The sequence below is a fragment of the Haloarcula laminariae genome (assembly GCF_025457605.1).
In the GTDB taxonomy this organism is placed as follows: Archaea; Halobacteriota; Halobacteria; order Halobacteriales; family Haloarculaceae; genus Haloarcula; species Haloarcula laminariae.
On the sequence record NZ_JAMZFY010000001.1, the window covers coordinates 1,298,631 to 1,317,917 of the forward strand.

A 19,287-nucleotide genomic window follows, 5' to 3' on the forward strand; every position below is an offset into this window, starting at 1 on the left:
ACGTCGAGTGACCGCCGTCGGGTCGCGCGCTCCGCGTAGCGCAGTGCGGGCTCGTTCAATACGCGTCGACGATGTCGATATCCAGGAGCTCGCGAACCGGGCCCTTGTCGAAATCGTTCCTGTCCGCGGTCGCCAACGTCGCCTGGTGCTGGCGTGCCGTTGCGGCGATGAGGAGGTCGACACCGTCGAGTGAGATACCGGCGTCATCGAGCGAGGTTTCCATGCTGGCCGCCTCCGCCGCGGTGTCGGCATCGAACGGGAGCACGTCGTCGACGGCCTGGGTCAGCTGGTGGCGCCGGGCGCGCTGTTTTGACTGGCTCTCGTAGTAGCTCAGGAATTCGTAGAGGACCAGCGCCGAGATGCCCCACGGTTCACTCCGGTGGGCCGAGAGATAGTCGAGAACGGCTTCATCCGGGTCCGGGCGCGCGTACTTTCGGACGATGTTGTTGTCGAGGAGAATCATTCCACGCCCGATGGCCGGGATTCGAACGACTCGTTGAGCTCCTCGCGTCTCTGTTTCATGTGCTCCTCGACGCCCTCCTCGGCGAATCCGGCCATCTCACGCACGTCCTCCTCAGTCCGGGTGATTGCGAGCCGGTCGAGCAGTTCGTCGAACGTCTCCCCTTCGCGCTTCACCGCTTCGAGTTTGGCTTTCGTCTCCTCGGAGATGCGAATTGACGAACTCATATCGAATACAATGTATTCGAGCGGGTTAGTGATTGCGCCGACACGGGTCAAAAACCGGACCGCCGGCGCTCGCTCCGTCGCCGACTACAGGCTCATCCGCCAGACGGTCGTGCCGGCCGATTCCAGGTCGGCCTTGTCGGCGGCGGCGACGATTATCTGGTTCTCGCCCGGTTGGACGGCGAGTGACTCCTCGAACTTGCCGTCGTCGATGTCGAGGATGACGCTCTCGACGGGCGTCTTGATGACGACTTTCACCCCCGTCGTCTCGCCGGAGACGACGAGGTCGTTGCCGCGGAACTGGGTGTCCACGCGCAGGGCCGGGCTGCGGTCCGGTTCGTTGAGGGCCTGTTCCCGATAGCGCTCGTGGACGAACTCGGGGGTCTCCACGGGCGTCCCCGCGCTGACGCTGTGGGCCAGCCGGATGTACTGGGCCATCGCCCAGGCCAGCGGGGTCGCCCCGCCGGTCCCCTGGCCGAACTCCCAGTTGTAGTCGGTCTCGTGTTCGCGGTCCCACACCTGTTCGGGCAACATCCGCCCGGAGTTCGCGAACTGCTCCATGGCCCGCAGCGCGGTCTCGGGCTCGATGGTCGGCTCGTCGAGGTGCAGGTCGTACTCGCCGCGCTCCCCGGTCAGCAGGGGCCAGAGCCGGCCCTTGCCCTTGTGCTCGACGGACCACGGCGCGCCGGGGTCGTCCCGGCCCCGCTCGCCGTAGCCGTCGCCGTTGTAGCGGTAGAAGCCGGGCGCGTCCTCGACGTCGACGCGGATGGTGTCGTCGACCTCGGTGACGCTGTTTACCATCGTCTCGTCGTCCGCCGGCTTGATGCCGAGCCGAACGAGGTCGAGGAAGCCGCCGTCGATGATGTTGCGTTCGTCCAGCGTCGGGCCGTCGTTGGCCAGCGTCCGGAGGTGGCCGGCCTCGGGGTTCCCGTCCCGGGTCACGCGCACGTAGTAGGGCGTGTGCTGGTGTTGCTCGGTCCCGGTCTCGGTGGCGGTCCAGTCCTCGACGTTGTTGGCCCAGTGGTCGGCCAGCGCCAGCCAGACGAGAGCGTCGGCCTCCTCGCCTTCGTTCAGGGCGAGTTTGGCCGCACAGGCCAGCCCGGATATCTCCGCGGCGATAGAGGACGGCGAGAAGCCCGCCTCCTCCTCCCAGCGTTCCTGTGAGGACTCGGGCCCGTTGCGGGCGACGTAGTTGGCCGAGCGCCGGAGGTTCTCGTAGCCGTAGCTCACGTCGTCGAAGTCGATACCGGCCTCCGCGAGGTGGTAGGCCATCACCTGCGGGAACGAGATGTTGTCCATCTGCTCGCCGCCCCAGCGTGTCGTCCCGTTGACGTAGGTGTTCTGCGGGATGAAGCCGGCCTCGTCCTGCTGGAACTCGTAGATGTACTCCAGTTGCTTGGCCGCGATGTCGAGCGCCCCGACGGTGTCGAAGGCGGTAAAGACCTGGTAGAGGTCACGGGACCAGACGAAGTTGTAGCCGTAGTTCTTGGGCTCGCCGGCGTAGACCGCGTCGCCCCACGGCACCGACGGCGACGCGATGGAGGCGCCGTGGTAGGTCTTGTCCTCGACCGCCATCAGCGTCATGATGGCACTGCGGTACTGGTTGGCCAGGTCCGGCTCGTCGCGGACCGCGTCCGGCAGCTCCTTGTCCGCGAGGTAGTCGGCCCAGCTCTCCGCGTAGGCCCCTCTGACGGTCTCGTAGCCGCGGTCGAGGGCCCCGTCGGCCTCACCGAGCGCGGCGGCGGTGTCGGCCCGCCGGGCGAACCCGAGCGCCACCGTCTCCCGGGCGGTCTCCCCGGTGCCCAGCCGACCGATGAGCACGATGTTCTCGCCGTCGACTGACTCTATCGGCTCGGGCAGCTCCCCTTTCGTGTAGAGGGCGTTCAACCGCTCGCTGCCCGCGGCGCCGACCGTCGCCCAGTCGAACCGGCCCTGGGCGGCCATCGCCAGCGCGACCGAGAGGGCGTTGCCGTTCTCGTCGACCAGCAACTCGTTGTCGGTCTCGGCCGTGTAGGCCTCGGGGTTGCGGGCGGCGAGGTGGAAGTTCCCCGCCTCGCCGTACCGGAGCCCGCGGTCGGCGCTGTTCGTACTCGTCAGCGAGACGTTCGCGGCGGAGAAGACGTCGTAGCTGTGGCCGTCGTCGGCGGTGAACTCCACGCTCGCGAGGATGGCGTCGTGTTCGGGGTCGGCGGCGTAGTCGACGGTCAGCTCCCAGGCGTGGCCCTGGCCGTCGCCGGTCTCCCTGAAGGTGTGCCGGAAGAGCAGCGCCTCGTCGTCGACGGGTTCGACCCGCCGCTCGATGGTGTCGGTGTTGCGCCGGTCCTCCTTGTGGGTCCGGACCGCGTAGTCCGACTCGTCGTTACACCGGATGATGAAATCGAGCGTCCGGAGGTTCAGGAGGTCGACCTGCGGGAACCGCGCCTCGGTCAGCGCGCCCTCCGTGAGGGTGAACCAGACGCGCGAGGGGTCCGTCTCCTTGTGGTCGGCGACGGTCCCGACGCCGAACTTCTCGCCGGTCGTCCAGGTCGGCATCTCGTCGGGCGCCTCGGTCGTAGAGGCGGTCGTCGGCAGGGCGTTGAGGTCGTCGAGGAGGGCGGTGGCGTGGAGCCGGATGGCGTGGGACCACCCGAGCGGCGTCGCGCTGTCGAGCTCGCCCGAGTCGAAGGCCTGTTCGGCCAGATAGCCGGCCTCGGAGGCCATCGGTCCGTCGTCGGCGATGAGCTCGTAGAGGTTGCTGCTCCGGTTGAGGTAGGCGTCGCCGTTCCCGCCGCGCTCGTTGAGCATGACGCCGACCTGTGCGGCCGAGACCACCCCGATACCGGTCGTGACGGACCATATCTTCTCGCCGTCCTGTTCCTGCATCCGCCAGCGGTCCCCCTCGTAGCGGACGAGCCCCGCGACCTGGCTGTGGGGCGGGTTCCGGAACAGGGTATCGAGCGTCGTGCTGACGTGGTCGGCCAGCCGCTCGACCCGCTCGTCGCTCAGGTGGACGTCGTCGATGGCGTCGTACTGGCGGAAGGCGTCCGTGAGCTTCAGCGCCGCGGCGTCGATGCGGTGGTCGACCTCGCCGTCGGTCAGTCGCATCACGTACACCCCCATCTCCTCGTCCCAGAGCGCTTCGAGACCGTCCATGACGCGCTCGGCCCCGTGGATGCTGCGCTCCGTTATCTGGTTGGTCATGGGCGCCCGCGCGACCGCCGCGAAGGCCTCGACGTACGCCGCGGCGGTGTGGGCGAACTGCCCGACGGAGTCCTCCCAGACGTTCTGACACTCCGAGGGGAGCCCGTTGTCGGCCACGTCCCGGGAGAGCGCGTCGACCGCCTCCACGATGGTGTCCCTTATCTGGACGGTCAGCGAGTCGTCGAGCCGCCCGTGCCGGGTGCGAAGCAGCGTCGCCAGGAAGGCGGTGACGGTGGCGGTCTGGTCTGCCTGATACTCGGGGGAGTCGGCGTTGCGCTCGACGTTGGCGTTCGCCCAGCCCGGGGCGAGCGAGCCGTCGGTCGCCCACACGCGGTGGGGCCAGGTGCCGTCGGCGAGCTGGCGCTCACAGAGGAACTCCGCGCTCTCCGCCAGGAGGTCATCGGTCTCGATGCCGAGCCGGTCGCCGGCCTCGAGTAAGTGCCGGGAGACGGAGGCGTCGTCGCGGAACCAGACGTAGCCGTAGCCGCCGGAGTTCTCGTAGAACGGGTCGAACTCCGGGGCGGCGATGCGCCCGCCCGACGGCGAGGCGAGCAGGTCCATCACCCGGAGGTCCGTCCGAACGCTCTCGGTCCGGGGCAGCGACTCCGGCACCTCGATGCGGGTCCGGTCGCGGGCGGACTGTCGCAGCTCCGACCCCGTCGTGTGGGTCTCCGCACAGACGCTGATGTCGGCCATGGCCTGTTCGCGGCTGACCTCCGAGTGGTCCGAGAGCTGCGTGATGAGCGTCGTGCTGTTGGACCGGCCGGTCCGTTCGAGCGGGGCGGTCACGAGGAAGTCGCCGGTCAGCCGGGTCTGGTCGCGCCGTTCGGTGCCGCGTCGTCGCGGGAAGTAGATGGCCTCGTCGCCGAGTATCTCGCCCAGGCGCTCGGGGCGCTGGCCCAGGACCTCGTCGAGCCCCGTCGACGCGGTGACGTAGTCGTGCTCCTTGCGGTGGAACACCTCCAGTACGGGGGAGCCGTCCGGCCCGCCGTCTTCGTGGATGAGGGAACCGACGCCGGTGTCTTTCCCCTCCGGCGCCATCGTCACGAACGCGACGAGCTTCGCCCCCTGGGGAACGGTCCCGCGGACCTCGACGTGGGTCGCGTGTGCGCGACCGAGCGTCAGGTCGTACTGGTGGACGGTGAAGCTACCGGCGTCGTACTCGGTCTCGACCAGACGGGTGTCGCGGTAGTAGTGTTGCCTGATGGTCTCCAGGTCGCTGAACCACCGCGTCTCGTCCCCGACCTGGATGCCAAGCTGGGAGCGGTCGATGCCGTACAGACCGGACAGTGAGTCGGAGTAGTCCCGCAACGAACCGTGTGCCCCGATGTGCACCAGGCGATCCCCATGTCCCGAGAACGAGCCAGAGATGGTCTTGCTCTCCTCGGGGAAGCGCTCGCCACGAGCCTTCTTGTACTCGTTGAGCGCTGTCGTAAGTCGCATGGCTATCACAAGACAACGCTCTCAATAAACCCCTGTGGTTTCACGTAATGTTGCAGGCCGGCCGTATTCCCGTATTCAGCCCCCGAAACCCCGATACCGGCTGTCCGCTGCCCGGCTGTCAGAGGGAGCCGGCCGGCAGCACGACGGCGCTGTCGACCGTGACTGCGCCGCCGTCGGCACCGACGTCCTCGTCGGCGACGATGTCGTGGTCGCCGGCCGCCTCGGGCACCGACACCGTCGCCGGCTCCTCGCCGAAGTTCAGGACGACGACCACCGCGTCGTCTCCCGTCGACCGGGCGTAGGCGACGACGCGGTCGTCCCACCCCTCTTCGACGGCGTAGTCGACGCGCCGGAGGTCGCCGTCGGCCGACAGCGCCGGGGTGTGTTTTCGCACGTCGGCGAGGGAGCTGAAGTACTCCCGCATGCCGTCGTCGGCGTGGTCCCAGGCGAGGTCGTCGCGACGGCCCCGCTGGCCGAACTCCTGGCCGGCGTATATCATCGGCGCTCCGGGCAGTGTGAAGGTCGCCGCCGCGGCGGCCTCGGCGGCTTCCCTGCCGTAGTCGACGATGTACCGGGTCTCGTCGTGGTTCTCGGCGTACACCATGAAGGAGGCGTGGTCTGGGAAGCCGGCCTCGCCGCGCTCGTCGATGGCGTCGAGCACCTTCTCGGCGTCCTCGCCGTTGCCGACCTGCCGCAGCGAGAAGTACAGCGTCGAGTCGAAGTGCATGTCGAAGAGGCCGGCCTGGAAGTCAGCGATGTACGGGATGGTCTCGTCGAGCAGCAGGAAGTCGTCGTCGGCCTCGTTGCAGTAGTCGTGTATCTCCCGCCAGAAGTTGTTCGGGACCGCCCACGCCATGTCACAGCGGAACCCGTCGACGAGGGGCTGCCACTTCTCGACGGCGTCCAGCAGGTGCCGCCGCACCGGCAGGTGTTCGAAGTTGAAGTTCGCGATGTGCTCCCACTCGAAGTACGTCTCGGGCTCGGTGTCGCCGCGCCACTGGTACCAGTCGCGGTACTCGCTCGACTTGTCGTTGACGGCGGCCTGGAAGTGCGGGTGGGTGCGCGCGGAGTGGTTACAGACCAGGTCGAAGAGGACCTTGATGCCGCGGTCGTGGGCGGCGTCGATGAACCGCTCGTAGTCCTCGCGGGTCCCGAGGTCGTCGGCGATAGAGAGGAAATCGACGATGTTGTAGCCGTGAGGGGCGTGGTCGTTCTGCAGCACCGGCGTGAGCCAGATTGTGTCGACGCCCAGCGACTCGATGTAGTCCAACCGGTCGACGATGGCGTCGAAGGCCTCGCCCTCGCCGCCGCCGAAGGTGCGGATGTATATCTCGTAGATGACCGACTCCTCGGCCCACTCGGGCGGGTGGTAGGGCTGGTTCGTGGTGACGGTGCCACCGGCCTGGACGGCGGCGCCGCCGTCGGTCGCCAGCTCCTCCTCGTCCCGCTCGAACTCCGCGGCGTCGGCGACGCTGTAGCCGTCCTCGCCGACTGCGACCGCGTGGACCCGCAAGCGGTCCCCGATGGCCGCTAAGGGCACCCGCAGTTCGCGGTCGCCCACGGTGACGGCGCCGGGGTCGACGTCGTCGCGGTCGTCCAGCAGGAACTCGACTTCGAGGTCGTCGGCCGTCTCCGTCGCGTTCGGGTGGGGCTGGGGGTCGGCCTCGACGACGGCGTCGTCGCCATCGACCACCGGCGTCAGCGTCAGGCGTGGACGGCCGCCCTCGCCCTTCTCCCGGGTGCCGAGGTCGCCGTAGCTGCCGGAGCCGCTCCGGCCGCCGCTGACGCCGCCCGAGACGCCGCCGCTGACCCGACCGCTGCGCTGGCCGGAGAAGCCGGAGGCGCCACCGACGGCGGCCGGCGACAGCCCGCTCGGGAACGCGCGCACGGTGAGTCGGTGCGTGCCATCGGGCGCGGTGAGCTCCGCGACGTAGGTGCCGGGGACGTCCGGGACGAGCTGCTCGACCGGGTCGTCGCCAACCGACACGTCCGAGCCCTCGGGTATCTGTACGAGCTGCCACCTGTAGGTTGCCGTCGGGTCAGGGTCCCGCGGTGCGAGTTCCACCTCGTCACCGGCGGCCACGAACCGCGGCGGCCCAGGGTGATGCATATATGTTTCTCTGCGATTAGGAGTGTCTTGGTCCTTGCGGTGACTGCACGGTATCGACGTGGTTGTTTCCGGGTAGTAACGCCCGTGACTCGCCTCCCTGTCGCGCGGCCGAACCGCAACCGACACCACCCGTCCGACCGTCGCTGTGCCCATGTCACCGACTGTCGACGACCTGCGCAACGACATCAGAACCGCCGTCGGCCGATACGAACGCGTCGAGTCGACGGCCTTCACCAAGGAGGCCCTGGCCGCAATCTGTGACGTCGTCGGCTACGATATCGACACGGACCGGCTGCCGCCCAAGCCACAGATGCGGGCCGGCATCCTCCACGCTATCGGCGACCTTGAGACCGACGACCCCGACGAGGCCGAGCGGCCGTTTCGGAAGGCCCAGCTAGAGGCCATCGCGGCCGCGCTCGACGGGGCGACCTGAGACGGGCGACTTCCCCGGACCGGGGCGCCTTCGTCACCACCGACACACCGGTCAGACCTCGGGCTCCTCGACCGCGGCCGACTCGACGTTCGTGACTGCGCCGCTGACCACGAAGCGGGCCCCGTCGTGTTCGGGGTCGACTCCCACCGACCAGCCGTGTGACTCGGCCATGGTCTCGACGATTCGCAGGCCCAGCCCGGTCCCGTCGCTGCTCGTGGTGTAGCCGTAGTCGAACAGCTGTTCGTGGTCGGCGTCGATGCCCCGGCCGTCGTCCTCGAAGGCGAAGCCGTCGTCGGTGAGACGGACCGTGACGGCGAGGCCTCCGCCGTCCCCGTCCGCGGACCCGTGTTCCGCGGCGTGCTGACTGGCTTGCGAGCCTTCGCTCGTGGACCCGTGTTCCGCGGCGTGCTGACTGGCTTGCGAGCCTTCGCTCGTGGACCCGTGTTCCGCGGCGTGCTGACTGGCTTGCGAGCCTTCGCTCGTGGACCCGTGTTCGACCGCGTTCCGGATGAGGTTCTCCAGGACGCTGAGCAGCCGGCTCCGGTCGGCGTCTATCGTCCCGTCGTTCTCGACGGAGAGCGACGCGTCCCCGGTGTCGACGTGGGACCAGGCGGTCCGCACCGCCGACTCGAACGCGACGGGCTCGGTGGCCTCGACGGATTTCCCCTGTTCGGCGAGCGTCCGCAGGTCCGAGATGATGGTCGTCATTCGGTCCAGCGCCCGGTCGAGGTCGTCAAGCCGGTCCGTCTCCACGCCCGCCGGGGGCGACGCCCCGATGCGCTCCCGGGCGAGCTCGGTCTGACCGGCGGCGACCTGGAGCGGGTTCCGCAGGTGATGGGAGACGCTGCTGGCGAACTCGTCGAGCTGCTCGTTCTGCCGGCGCAGCTCCCGTCGGTTCTCCGTCCGCTCGGTCACGTCCCGTATCAGCAGCGCCGACCCCGCGACCGTCTCCCCGTCGGTGACGGGCGAGACGACCACCGAGTACCGCCGCCCGTCGTCGGTGAACTCGGCCGTCGAGCCGGCGCCGGTCGGGTCGTCGAGGACCGAGGCCAGGACGGGCGAAACCGCCGCCAGCGGCGACCCGACGTGGCTTCCCTCGTCGGCGAAAAACGCCTCGGCCCGCCCGTTGTGGTCCACGACCGTCCCGTCGCGGTCACAGACGACGAGCCCGTCCCCGGTGGTTTCGAGCAGCCGGTCCCGGGAGATGGGGGCTATCTCCACCATCCCCAGCCACGCGCCGACGCAGGTGGTCACGCTGACAATGCTGAGCCCGAGAACGGTGTGGTCATACCCCGGCAGCGTCGGCACCTCCGCGATGAACGTCACCGCGCCGGGGACGAGCGCGACAGCTATGCCGACGACGTACACCACGAGCGGCCGCCGCGACCGGTGTTGCGAGGTCGCGACCAGCTCCGCCAGGTAGTACAGCGACACCCCGATACCGAGATACGACCACAGGAAGCTCAGCTGCCACAGCGGTCCGAACCCGGTCCGGTAGTAGGGGAACGGGTCGGTGGCCAGGACGAGCGGGTCGAAGTGCAAGCCCAGCCAGGGGTTCGTCACCAGCCCGAGGAACCCGACCGCCATCCCGCCGAGGAAGACGGCGTTGAACGGCCGCCGGGGCGACGTCGAGCGGCCGCTGTACACCGTCCCGAAGTAGACGAACGCCACCACCGCCGCGTACGACAGCGCGGTCCGGAGGTAGACGAACCAGCGGCCGACGGCGGGGTCGGCCACGACGAGTTCGATAGCGGCGACGCCCGCCCACGCCATCGCGGCGGTGTTGAGGGGGAGCACCGCGCGGATACGGGCCGTCGACTGCCCCCGCTTAATCCAGATGTTCATCACCCCGGTACCGACGATGCCGACCAGGAGCACGGACAGGTACGCCGCTCTGACCGGGTGTCTCACCGGCCCCAGTCCGAGGACCCAGCTCATCCCCTCACCCCGACAGTCGTCTCCCCGCCGGTGATTACGAACACGGTGTCGCCGTCCATCCGCTCGATGGCGACGGTCCACCCCTGAGACTCGACCTGTGTCCGGACGATTTCGAGCCCCAGTCCCCCCGCCTGCGCTGTCGTCGTGTCGGAGCGGAAGGCGTCGTCGGGGTCCGCGCAGGGGACCTGTCGGCCGTCGTCGCGGTAGGTGAACCCGGTCCCGGTGAGCGCGGCCTCGACGCGGGCCGCGTCGCGGTCCCGGCTGTGGCGGACGAGCTGTTCGAGGACGCTGGCCAGCCGACCCCGCTCGGCCTGGATGGTCCCGTCGGCCGGGACGTCGAGGGTCATCCCCGGGGTGTCGACCCCGTCCCAGGCCGCCCGGACCGCGGTCCCGAACTCGACCGGCTCGGTCTCGGTCACGGACGTGGCGTGTCTCGCGAGGGTCTGTAGCTCGTCGAGCCTGTCGTCTATCTGGCCGAGCGAGTCGGTCACCCGGTCCATGTGGTCGGCCGCCGCGGCGGCGTCGGCCGTACCGGCGGTCCGTAACTGGCCGGACACCAGCGTCGCGGCGCCGTCCGCGACCTGCAACGGGTTCCGGAGGTCGTGGGCCACGGTGCTGGCGAACCGCTCCAGCTGGTCGTTCTGTCGGGACAGCTCCCGGCTGGACCGTTCGACCGCGGTCACGTCCCGGAGCACCACCGCGTAGCCGGCGACGGTGCCCCGCTCGACTATCGGCGAGACCGACACGGCGTAGTGGGTCTGACTTCCGTCGACCACCGTCGAGTAGGTGGCCGAGACGTCGTCGTCGCCCGCCTCCGGGAGGGACATCTCCGCGGCCAGCCCGGGCAGCAGCGCCGACAGGGCCCGCCCGACGGGGGTGTCCACGTCGTCGGGGAGCAGGGGCTCGGCGGCGGCGTTGTAGTCGATGACCCGGCCCGCGTCGTCCAGCCCGAACAGGGCGTCGTCTATCTCGTCGGCGATTTCGGTACGCGCCATCGGCGCCAGGTCGAGCTCCCCCCTGAAAAAGACGGTGTAGGCCAGCACGACGGTCAGCGGGACGATGCCGAAGACGGTGGGGTCGTAGCCGGGCAACAGCGGGACCGCGGCCAGCGTCGACACCGCGTTGGGCAGTAAGGAGGCGGCCGCTGCGGCGACCAGCAACAGCACCGAACTGGTCGGCCTGTGGGTCGAACTGACGAACAGCCGGGCCAGGTAGCCGAGGCTGACGACCACGACGACGACTGCGCCCACCTCGTTCAGCAGGTACATCGGGCCGGGCGTGATAGCCAGATACGCGGTCGGCTCCGTTCGGGTGGCGACGGCGGCGTACTGCAGCCCGAACACCGGTTGGGTGAGTATCCCGCCGACGGCGACGACCACCCAGCCGAGAAAGAGGGCGTTCCGGGGCCGTCGGGGCGACGTCGAGCGGTTGGTGTAGGCCGTCGCGAAGTAGCCGAGTGTCGCGATGGCCCCAACCGCCAGCAGGTCGGTCCCCAGGCTGAGGGCGTGCTTGAGCCCGGTCGTCCCCGCGAGGAACTGCGCGGTGGCGACCAGCAGCCAGGCGATTTGGACGGCGACGTAGGCGGTGAACTCCCGTCGGTGGTGGGCGTCGGGCCGCGTGTAGACGAGGTAGGCCGTGACGGCGAGAACCACCGCCGAGACGACCTGCACGCCCACGTACCAGAGTCTGAGCGGTACTGTGCCGTCCATAGCGGGCAATTGCCCCCCGCCGGGAAAATCCCCCAGGGTTACTGTCCATCGGCTGATGCGTCGTGTCGGGCCGAGCGAACCGGGGCGAATTATGCAGTGCGATTCCGGTAGGATTTAGCCCTGGCGTTCGTAGACAGGGCAATGACGCAGATATCCGATTCGCTGCGGCTGTTGTTCGAAACCTCGGTCGAGGACGAGAACGACCGGTACACGGTCGCTATCCCGCCGGAACTCGTCGAGAACGGCTCCATCGACACGGACGAGACGTACCGAATCGCCCTGCTCGCCGCCGAACAGACCGACGAGACCGACACGTCCGACCCGACCCCGTCACAGACGGAGCCCTCGTCGGTATCCCGTCCCGAACCCGAACCGGAACCGGACGGGTCCCACTCCCAGGGGCCGCCCGTCGAGGAAGGGGAAGTCAGAACGGTCTCCATCGACACCCTCGGCGACCAGGGCGACGGCATCGCCAAGGTCGAGCGCGGGTTCATCGTCATCGTCCCGGGCACCAAACCGGGAGACCGCGTCGAGGTGGAGATAACCGACGTCAAGGAGACCGTCGCCTTCGCCGAGACCGTCGGCGAGGCCACCGTCCGCTAGCGGCGAGCGACTACCACTGTTGGGTGGAGAAACTGCGACAGCCGGCCGTGGGGGGACTGTGCCGCGCTCAGTCGTCGGCCTCGGTCGTCTCAGCCCGCGGCACCGTGATATCGGTCAGCTGCGGCTCGATTTCCCCGCGGCGGGCCTCGAACTCGCCGGGGAGGACGAGGCGCTCGCCAAGTTCGTCGAGCGGTTCGTCGCTCGTATAGCCCGGTCCGCTCGTGGCGAGTTCGAAGAGGACCCCGCCGTGTTCCCGGACGTACACCGAGCGGAACCAGTGGCGGTCTATCTGCTGTGTCGGACGCAGTCCGGCCGACTGGATGACCTCCCGCATCGCCTCCTGGTCCTCGTCGGTCGGGGTCTGGAAGGCGACGTGGTGGACGACGCCGTGGCCCTGTCGGCCGCCCTGGATGGTCGGCAGGACGTCGACGTACTTCCCGACGGGGCCGCCGGCGGCGAACCGGGTCCGCTCGTCGCCCGGCGTGTCGCCCTCGGCCTCCTCGGTGCCGACTTCCTCCAGCCCCATCTCCAGCAGTAGCTCCTCGGTGCGCTGGGGGTCGGCAAGCCACAGCGTCACCGAGTGAAAGCCCCGGATGGCGTACTCCTCGGGGACGAACTCCGTCCACGGCACCGTCGGCTCGTCCTCGGGGAGTTCGACCTCGACCAGTTCGACCGGCAGCCCGTCCGGGTCCGAGAAGGGGAGGACGGTCTCGCCGAACCGCTCGACGCGGTCGTCGTAGTCGACGCCGTACTCGTCGAACCGCTCCTCCCAGTAGTCGAGGCTGCCCTCGGGCACCCGGAACGCGGTGCGTGCGACCTGGCCCGAGCCGACCTTCCCCTGTTGCATCCCCTCCCACGGGAAGAAGGTCATGCTCGTCCCCGGCGTCCCCTCCGCGTCGGCGAAGAAGAAGTGGTAGGTGCCGGGGTCGTCCTGGTTGACCGACCGCTTGACGAGCCGGAGCCCGAGCGTCTCGACCCAGAAGTCGAGGTTGCGCTGTGGGTCGCCCGCGATACAGGTCACGTGGTGGATACCTGGTGTGGATACTGTCATACCCTTTGCTACGCACTGCTGGCACTTGAATACGCGCTGACACCGGTGTTACCGGGCCCCGTGTGCCACGCGCTCGTTTGCGCTCCGAGCTACCGGACAGCGGTTCTCAGTCGGCCCCCTCCTGTAGCTCCTCGTACTTCTCGCTGAAGCGGGCCTCACAGGAGGGACAGCAGAACTGGTAGAGCGAGCCGTCGATTCGCGCGGCGGTGCCCTCGCTGTCGACGGTGTTGCCACACTGGGCACAGGAGAGCGCGAACTCGGTGCCGCCGAGGTCGGGCGACCACGCGGCGCCGGCCAGCAGCTCCACCTCGAAATCGGCGTACGCGTCGCCGTCGACCGTGTCCGCGAGCCAGTCGGCGACGTCGTTGTCCGGGACGCGGGCGAACACCACGAGGTCGGCCTCGGCGGTGGTAAAGAGGTGTTCGACGGCGTCGGTCTCCAGCAGCGTGCTCCGCAACGGGTCCGGGCCGCCCGCGGCGGGTTCGAGGGTGAGCAACACCGGAATCCCCGACCGGAGCTGTGACCGGTCGATGTCGACAGTGAAGCGGTTGATGACGCCGGCCTCCTCTAAGCGTGCCACCCGGTCGGAGACGGCCGGCGCCGACAGCCCGACCGCCTCCGCTATCTCGCTGTAGGGACGCCGGGCGTCGGCGAGTAGCAGCCGAAGTATCTCCATATCTGTGTCGTCGAGGTCGCGCATAGGAGACCATCGCGGTCCAGCAAGAAAAGTTCCCGGCCCCGCTCACTCCGGTATCGAAAGCAACCGTTGGAGAATACCGCGGTAATCGAAGGGACAATCGGCATAAATCAGGCGTCCCTCTAGATGACCGTATGACGACGAAACTCACCGTGGACGGAATGAGCTGTGAACACTGCGAGCAGAGCGTCGAGGAGGCGCTCAGCGGCGTCGAGGGCGTCACCGCCGTCGCCGTCGACCTGGAGGGAGGCGCCGCGACGGTCGAGGGCGACGCCGACGAGGACGCGCTCGTGGCGGCCGTCGACGAGGCCGGCTACACGGCAGAGGTCTGAACGCGCCGGCGACACCGCTGACTCGGCCGGTAAAAACACCCCGCAGATACAGGGGACGGCCTCTCGCTCGCCGTCGGCGTATCTGGGGCCGCTATGAAAACACGTACTCGCGGTTCACCGCTCGATAACATCGCTATCATCTCCACGCTCGTCGACGCCGCCGTCGCGATTCGCCGCGGCGACCGCTGGGCCGGCGCCCTCCTGCTCGGGGCGGCGGCGCTCTCGACGCGGGTACGCGGTGCCGGCGTCGTCGTGAGCGTCCTGGTGCGACTGCTCAAACGGTTCCGCTAGCGGTCAGAGGGCGCTCCGACGAGCAGCGTGTCTTCAACGAGGGACTCGGTCCCCCGCCGGAGCCGCTCGGAGAGGGCCTGGTGTGATATCTCGAACTCCTCGGCCAGCTCCGCCAGCGTGTGTTTCTGTGGCACGTCGTAGTACCCCTCCTCGACCGCCGTGATGAGCGCGCGGTACTGGCTCTCGGTGAGACCGAAGCGCCCGGAGGGCTGGCCGTCCATCTCCCGGATAGACTCGATGGTGAGCTCCATCCCGTGGTCCGAGCAGAACTCGTGGGTCTCGGAGAGGTGCGAGCGGTCCGGGAACATCACCCGGAAGCGCCAGCCGTCGGACCGGCCGTGGGCGTCCAGTATCGTCGCCTCGGAGTTCGTCAGCATGTGCAACAGCAACTGCACCTGGTCGACCCAGTCCATCCGGTACAGGAACTCGTCGCCGAAGTCGGCCAGCAAGCTGACGTTGTTCACCGTCGGGTCGCCGCTGATGGCGTCCTCCAGGGGCTCCCGGTCCGCGTCGCGGGCCCACAACAGCGGCATGACGGCGTCGTCGCCGCTCTCGATGATTCGCTCGCTCTCGAAGGTGACCGACGGCAGTGCTTCGAACGTGTGTGCCAGGGCGAGCTCAGCTGTCGGGACCGACCCGATTACGATGGTGGCCATATCAGGAGCTTCTTCTCAAACGAACAACAAGAAACTTCTCTCGCGGCGGGGACACTGGGAACTAAATCGCCTCTGACCGGACGCAACTCACCGCTGACCGGTATCCGGGCGGCCAGCAAAACACCGCCGAAAGGACGCTGAAAGCAGTACTTTTGAGACGGCGGGGCGCAAAACCGGGGGCGGCTCGCTCGCCCGCGGGCTCACTCGACGGGGGGTCGGACCGGTCGCCCGTTCCCGTAAGCCAGAGCGGCCGGCGTCACGTTCGGCCGTCCACGACCGACGCCGGACCACTCACTCGGGACCGCCAGCCGGCTGTTCGGTGAACTCGAACCTGGCGCCGCCTGCCAGGCTGTCGGTTACCGTCGTCTCCCAGCCGTGGGCTTCGGCGATTTGCGCGACGATAGACAGGCCAAAGCCGGTCCGCTCCGGCACCGTGGTGAACCCCGACCCGAAGACGTCGTCGCGGATGTCGTCGGGGATACCGACGCCGTCGTCGGCGACGTAGAACCCGTTCGTGGTGTCGCCGTCGGCCCGGGTCGCGGTAAACAGCGTCTGTATCTCCCCGACTCTGACGCTCTCGATACCCTCGCCGTGTTCGACGGCGTTTCGAAAGAGGTTCTCCAGGAGCTGTCGCAGGCGCTCGGGGTCGGCCGCGAGCTCGACCGTCGTATCGATAGACAGCGTGATTCCCTCGGTCTCGACGGTGTTCCAGGCTTCCCGTGCGACCGCAGCCAACTGGACGGGCTCCGTCTCGTCGACGGCCCGCCCGTGTCGCGCGAGCGTGAGGATGTTCGCCACGATCGTCTCGATGCGAGCCAGTGCCTCTTCGGCCCGCGTGAACGCATCGGGGTCGCCGCTCTCCCTGGCGAGTTCGAGCTGGTCTCTCGCGGCCTGGAGCGGGTTGCGGATGTCGTGGGAGACGACGTGGGCGAACTCCTCCAATCGGGCGTTCTGGCGCTTGAGCTTCTTCTCGCGGCGCTTGGGCTCGGTGATGTCCTGGAGGATACCCCGGATGCGGACGATATCACCGTCCTCGGACTGGGGCTCCCCGCGTGTCCGAACCCACCGCTGGGTCCCGTCGGCGCCCCGCATCCGGAGCTCCAGGTCGTAGGGCCGGCGCGATTCGATGGCGTGACGGAAGCCCCGCTGGAGCGTGTCCCGGTCGTCGGGGTGGTAGTGCTCATCGACTCCTCGGGCGGTAGTTGCGTCCCGGGGTCGAGCCCGTGGATGCGCAACACCTCGTCGGACACGTAGGTGGTCCCCGAGACGATGTCGTACTCCCAGGCGCCGACGTTCCCGATGCGCTCGGCCTTTTCGAAGAGGTCGTTCTGTCGCTCGAGCTCGCGGGCGGTCCGGTACTGGTCGACCGCTGTGTCGATGCGGTTGGCCAGCAGTTCGTACTGCTCGGAACCGACGGCCTTCTGCAGGTAGTCCGTCACTCCCGCCGAGATAGCGTCGCTGGCGACCTCCTCGCTTCCCTTCCCGGTAAACAGGATAAACGGGAGGTCGGGGTAGTCGGCCCGAATGGTCTCCAGGAAGGCGAGACCGGACTCGCCGGGCATGTCGAAGTCGGAGACGATGCAGTCGAACTCCTCCGCCGCCAGGCGCTCCCGCCCCTCGGTCGGGTCCGACGCCGTCGACACCGTAATCCGGTCGTCCTCCCGCTCCAGGAGTTGCGCCGTCAACTCCCGGAAATCCGGGTCGTCGTCGACGTGGAGGACCCGGACCGTGCTATCCATACACACTGGTACACATCCATACATTCATGAATATTAGGGTCGTCGCGGGCGGAGAAAACGCGGGCGACGCCGGGCAGCGACGGCCCTCCACCGACCGACAACGCGCCGGCGGCGGCCACATCCGGCCGACCCGTTTGTTGATGGTATGCAAAACTTAACACCCTGAGGGTCACAACGACAGACAATGGCTAGTACCTCGGATACCCCTATACAAAACCGGCTCGTAAGCGTCTGCGAGAAGCTGCAAATCCCCAACAACACGATGCAGATAACGCTGGTCCGTCTGGACCAGCTACGCAACGAGCCGGACGTAAACGAGGACCGCCTCGATAACACGGCCGCCGCCGCGCTGGCTCTCTCCGCGCGGGAGGACGGGCTCCCGGTCCGCGACGAGGACATCGCGGGCGCCTGGGCGGGGGCAATGGACACGCCGGATGCGGATATCAGCATCTCCGGCCAGCAGCTCGAAGCCGTCTCCGACTACTTCGACATCGAGGAGGTCCCGCCGCACCCGAACTCGCTGGTCCAGCGCTTCGGCGAGGCCGTCGATATGCCAGACGAACTCATCACCGTCGGCCACCGACTCCTCCAGGACGCGTTCGCGCTGGACCCCACGGTCGTCTCCGGCGGACCCGCGCCCGCGGCAACGGCCGGCGGCGTCCTCTCGCTGGCCGCGCTCGTCAACGGGCTGGACGACACCTACGAACAGCGCACGCTCGGGAGCGTGACGGGCACCAGCGAGGTGACCGTCCGGAACCGCTGTCAGGACCTCAGTGACCTGCTCGACGACCGGCTCGAAAACGACCGCTACCGGGTGGTACCGGCCGCGCAGGCGCCCGACCAGCCCGGCTCAGACGCCGACGGGGCAAACGAGAGCGCCGGGAGCACGGCGGCGACCGCGTCGAGCGACGACGGGGCCGCCGCCGACGGCGCCGGGGACGAGGCGGCCGCGTCGACGGACGCCGTTCTCGAAACCGTTCAGTCCGTCTATCCCGAGGAGCTCCCGACGACGGCCAACGTGGCCGAGACCCACGACACGACCGAATCGGCCGCCGAGGACGCGCTGACGGCGCTGGCCGACGAGGGGGCGCTGGAGCGCAAGCGGGCCGGTTCGGTCGACGTCTGGATGCCCGCCGGCGGGGACGAGGCCGGGACCGAGCTCACCGCCGACGCCGTCGAGACCGAGATAGACGCCCTGGTCGAGGAGCTGTCGATAGACTCCTCGACCCGCCTGCTGGCCCGCGGGATGGTCAGCGACGCCGTCGACGACGCCGACGTGGCCGACGCCGCGGAGCTGGCCGCCACGATGGTCGTCGCCGCGGTCCGGATGAGCGGCGGGGACATAGACGTCGGCGCGGTCGGAAACCATCGGGATTTCGAACCGCGCGCCATCGCCCAGTGGCTGGATACGCTGGACGAAGCGGTCGACGCCGATATCCCGCGGCGGGAGCCCGGAGACGTCGTCGAGGACGTGGTGGCGGAGCTGGAGCTTTCCGAGGCCGTGCTCGCGGAGAGTCGCCGGTCGATCGACCAGTTCGACGGGGACAGCGGGGAGTTCACCGCCGCCGAACTGGGTGCGGGGGCCGTCCTCTTCGCCGCGACGACCAACCAGACCCAGGTGGACATCGACCAGCTGGCGGCCGCCGCCGGCGCCGAGACGAACTACGTCACCTCGGCGATGCACGCCATCGTCGTCTCGCTCTGTCTGTCGCTCGTCCAGGGTGACATCGACTACGAGGACTGTGCCTGGACCACGCAGCTCTTGGAATCGGAGCTCTCCCCGACGCTCGGGGACTCCGAGACCGGTCGCGCCATCGCCATCGCCAAGGCCTACACCGCCGGCCGTGAGGACCGGTCCGTCGACGAACAGACTCTCGACGTGCTCCGCGGAGACTAAAACAGGCTGTCGGTCGTCACCGCCCCCACGACCGAAAACACCGCGGCGACGCTGAGCGCCCGGAAGGTGACCAACAGTCTGGCCCGGTCGTTTAGCTCGCTCAGGAACAGGTCCGGGGCGGTGATGGCAAACGCCAGCGTTCCTACCGAGCCGAAGGCGACCAGCATCACCGAGATGAACCGGACCGGTATCCCGGCGACTGCGGCCTCGGTCCGCGGGTCGCGGTCGTTGTCGGCGCCGTAGAGGCCGCCGTAGCCGATGGCCATGATTGCGCCGACGAGAAACAGGCTGTGGAACATCGTCATGTTCTGTGCGAGCAACCACACCTCCTGGGTGACGACGAAGGGGCCGGCGAGCAGAAACCCGCCGACTATCTGCTGGGCGGTATCGGCGAGTTTGTGCTTCTGACGCTGCTTCATACGTCCGTACTGGCGGGTACGCCCCATACCAGTTGGGGCGCCTACGCGGGTCAGTCCGGTCCAATCCCTTTTTACGTCTCAGTGTCCACTTTCTCACCACATGAA

16 protein-coding genes and 1 pseudogene are annotated in these 19,287 nt (G+C 68.5%); 5 read left to right on the plus strand and 12 right to left on the minus strand.

Annotated features, from left to right (window positions below; all coding sequences use genetic code 11):
* Positions 1–55: 55 nt before the first annotated feature.
* From NJQ98_RS06775 to malA, 4 genes are all read right to left on the minus strand, one after another.
* Entirely contained in the window at positions 56–463 is a 408-nt protein-coding gene (locus NJQ98_RS06775) for a type II toxin-antitoxin system VapC family toxin (RefSeq protein WP_262177264.1), read from the minus strand.
* Positions 460–687, minus strand: a complete 228-nt coding sequence (locus NJQ98_RS06780) for a DUF7557 family protein (RefSeq protein ID WP_262177266.1) — start codon at positions 685–687, stop codon at positions 460–462. Before NJQ98_RS06780 ends, NJQ98_RS06775 begins: the two co-directional genes overlap by 4 nt.
* An 84-nt stretch (positions 688–771) precedes the next feature.
* The gene (locus NJQ98_RS06785) at positions 772–5,307 is read right to left on the minus strand and encodes a DUF7997 domain-containing protein (RefSeq protein WP_262177267.1); all 4,536 of its coding nucleotides are present in this window, start codon (positions 5,305–5,307) and stop codon (positions 772–774) included.
* A gap of 118 nt (positions 5,308–5,425) precedes the next feature.
* Complete coding sequence (malA, locus tag NJQ98_RS06790) at positions 5,426–7,417, minus strand: alpha-amylase MalA (RefSeq protein ID WP_262177269.1); 1,992 nt, start codon at positions 7,415–7,417, stop codon at positions 5,426–5,428.
* Between the two features lie 151 nt (positions 7,418–7,568).
* Between malA and NJQ98_RS06795 the strand changes: the two genes are divergently transcribed.
* Positions 7,569–7,850 (plus strand): hypothetical protein, encoded by a 282-nt coding sequence (locus tag NJQ98_RS06795; protein ID WP_262177272.1) that lies wholly within the window; start codon positions 7,569–7,571, stop codon positions 7,848–7,850.
* A 51-nt stretch (positions 7,851–7,901) separates the two neighbouring features.
* Here the strand turns inward: NJQ98_RS06795 and NJQ98_RS06800 are convergent, their stop codons facing one another.
* Together NJQ98_RS06800 and NJQ98_RS06805 are read right to left on the minus strand one after the other, a co-directional pair.
* A complete protein-coding gene (locus NJQ98_RS06800) occupies positions 7,902–9,788 on the minus strand; it encodes a sensor histidine kinase (RefSeq protein WP_262177274.1) in 1,887 nt (628 codons plus the stop codon).
* A complete protein-coding gene (locus tag NJQ98_RS06805; RefSeq protein WP_262177275.1) occupies positions 9,785–11,497 on the minus strand; it encodes a histidine kinase N-terminal 7TM domain-containing protein in 1,713 nt (570 codons plus the stop codon). The genes NJQ98_RS06800 and NJQ98_RS06805 overlap by 4 nt, the downstream gene beginning before the upstream one ends.
* Positions 11,498–11,638: 141 nt before the next feature.
* On the opposite strand from NJQ98_RS06805, the gene NJQ98_RS06810 reads away from it, so the two are divergent.
* Positions 11,639–12,100 carry a TRAM domain-containing protein gene (locus NJQ98_RS06810; protein WP_262177276.1) on the plus strand — a complete coding sequence of 154 codons (462 nt, stop codon included), beginning with the start codon at positions 11,639–11,641 and terminating at the stop codon, positions 12,098–12,100.
* 67 nt (positions 12,101–12,167) lie between these two features.
* On the opposite strand, the gene NJQ98_RS06815 is transcribed toward NJQ98_RS06810, so the two are convergent.
* Positions 12,168–13,151, minus strand: coding sequence for a ring-cleaving dioxygenase (locus tag NJQ98_RS06815; RefSeq protein ID WP_262177277.1), 984 nt, complete (start codon positions 13,149–13,151; stop codon positions 12,168–12,170).
* A gap of 106 nt (positions 13,152–13,257) precedes the next feature.
* Positions 13,258–13,851 carry an AsnC family transcriptional regulator gene (locus NJQ98_RS06820; RefSeq protein ID WP_262177279.1) on the minus strand — a complete coding sequence of 198 codons (594 nt, stop codon included), beginning with the start codon at positions 13,849–13,851 and terminating at the stop codon, positions 13,258–13,260.
* Positions 13,852–13,982: 131 nt separating this feature from the next.
* Here NJQ98_RS06820 and NJQ98_RS06825 point away from each other — a divergent pair, with 131 nt between their 5' ends.
* Complete coding sequence (locus tag NJQ98_RS06825) at positions 13,983–14,180, plus strand: CopZ family metallochaperone (protein WP_262177282.1); 198 nt, start codon at positions 13,983–13,985, stop codon at positions 14,178–14,180.
* Between the two features lie 93 nt (positions 14,181–14,273).
* A complete protein-coding gene (locus NJQ98_RS06830; RefSeq protein WP_262177284.1) occupies positions 14,274–14,471 on the plus strand; it encodes a hypothetical protein in 198 nt (65 codons plus the stop codon).
* Here NJQ98_RS06830 and NJQ98_RS06835 read toward each other — a convergent pair.
* The 3 genes and pseudogenes from NJQ98_RS06835 to NJQ98_RS06845 all read right to left on the minus strand — a co-directional run.
* A complete protein-coding gene (locus tag NJQ98_RS06835) occupies positions 14,468–15,127 on the minus strand; it encodes a helix-turn-helix domain-containing protein (protein ID WP_262177285.1) in 660 nt (219 codons plus the stop codon). The genes NJQ98_RS06830 and NJQ98_RS06835 overlap by 4 nt on opposite strands.
* A gap of 291 nt (positions 15,128–15,418) precedes the next feature.
* On the minus strand, positions 15,419–16,411 hold the full coding sequence (locus NJQ98_RS06840) for a sensor histidine kinase (RefSeq protein WP_262178767.1): 993 nt from the start codon (positions 16,409–16,411) through the stop codon (positions 15,419–15,421).
* A gap of 176 nt (positions 16,412–16,587) precedes the next feature.
* A pseudogene (locus NJQ98_RS06845) lies at positions 16,588–16,890 on the minus strand (response regulator); the annotation flags it as partial.
* A 160-nt stretch (positions 16,891–17,050) separates the two neighbouring features.
* On the opposite strand from NJQ98_RS06845, the gene NJQ98_RS06850 reads away from it, so the two are divergent.
* On the plus strand, positions 17,051–18,763 hold the full coding sequence (locus NJQ98_RS06850) for a transcription initiation factor IIB family protein (protein ID WP_262177288.1): 1,713 nt from the start codon (positions 17,051–17,053) through the stop codon (positions 18,761–18,763).
* Here NJQ98_RS06850 and NJQ98_RS06855 read toward each other — a convergent pair.
* Positions 18,760–19,182 carry a DUF2391 family protein gene (locus tag NJQ98_RS06855; RefSeq protein ID WP_262177290.1) on the minus strand — a complete coding sequence of 141 codons (423 nt, stop codon included), beginning with the start codon at positions 19,180–19,182 and terminating at the stop codon, positions 18,760–18,762. The genes NJQ98_RS06850 and NJQ98_RS06855 overlap by 4 nt on opposite strands.
* Positions 19,183–19,287 lie beyond the last annotated feature (105 nt).

Bases quoted from the DNA above. Each gene is read 5' to 3' on its own strand.
- NJQ98_RS06775 (WP_262177264.1), bottom strand. From the start codon at position 463: ATGATTCTCCTCGACAACAACATCGTCCGAAAGTACGCGCGCCCGGAC.
- NJQ98_RS06780 (WP_262177266.1), bottom strand. From the start codon at position 687: ATGAGTTCGTCAATTCGCATCTCCGAGGAGACGAAAGCCAAACTCGAA.
- NJQ98_RS06785 (WP_262177267.1), bottom strand. From the start codon at position 5,307: ATGCGACTTACGACAGCGCTCAACGAGTACAAGAAGGCTCGTGGCGAG.
- malA (WP_262177269.1), bottom strand. From the start codon at position 7,417: ATGCATCACCCTGGGCCGCCGCGGTTCGTGGCCGCCGGTGACGAGGTG.
- NJQ98_RS06795 (WP_262177272.1), top strand. From the start codon at position 7,569: ATGTCACCGACTGTCGACGACCTGCGCAACGACATCAGAACCGCCGTC.
- NJQ98_RS06800 (WP_262177274.1), bottom strand. From the start codon at position 9,788: ATGAGCTGGGTCCTCGGACTGGGGCCGGTGAGACACCCGGTCAGAGCG.
- NJQ98_RS06805 (WP_262177275.1), bottom strand. From the start codon at position 11,497: ATGGACGGCACAGTACCGCTCAGACTCTGGTACGTGGGCGTGCAGGTC.
- NJQ98_RS06810 (WP_262177276.1), top strand. From the start codon at position 11,639: ATGACGCAGATATCCGATTCGCTGCGGCTGTTGTTCGAAACCTCGGTC.
- NJQ98_RS06815 (WP_262177277.1), bottom strand. From the start codon at position 13,151: ATGACAGTATCCACACCAGGTATCCACCACGTGACCTGTATCGCGGGC.
- NJQ98_RS06820 (WP_262177279.1), bottom strand. From the start codon at position 13,851: ATGCGCGACCTCGACGACACAGATATGGAGATACTTCGGCTGCTACTC.
- NJQ98_RS06825 (WP_262177282.1), top strand. From the start codon at position 13,983: ATGACGACGAAACTCACCGTGGACGGAATGAGCTGTGAACACTGCGAG.
- NJQ98_RS06830 (WP_262177284.1), top strand. From the start codon at position 14,274: ATGAAAACACGTACTCGCGGTTCACCGCTCGATAACATCGCTATCATC.
- NJQ98_RS06835 (WP_262177285.1), bottom strand. From the start codon at position 15,127: ATGGCCACCATCGTAATCGGGTCGGTCCCGACAGCTGAGCTCGCCCTG.
- NJQ98_RS06850 (WP_262177288.1), top strand. From the start codon at position 17,051: ATGGCTAGTACCTCGGATACCCCTATACAAAACCGGCTCGTAAGCGTC.
- NJQ98_RS06855 (WP_262177290.1), bottom strand. From the start codon at position 19,182: ATGAAGCAGCGTCAGAAGCACAAACTCGCCGATACCGCCCAGCAGATA.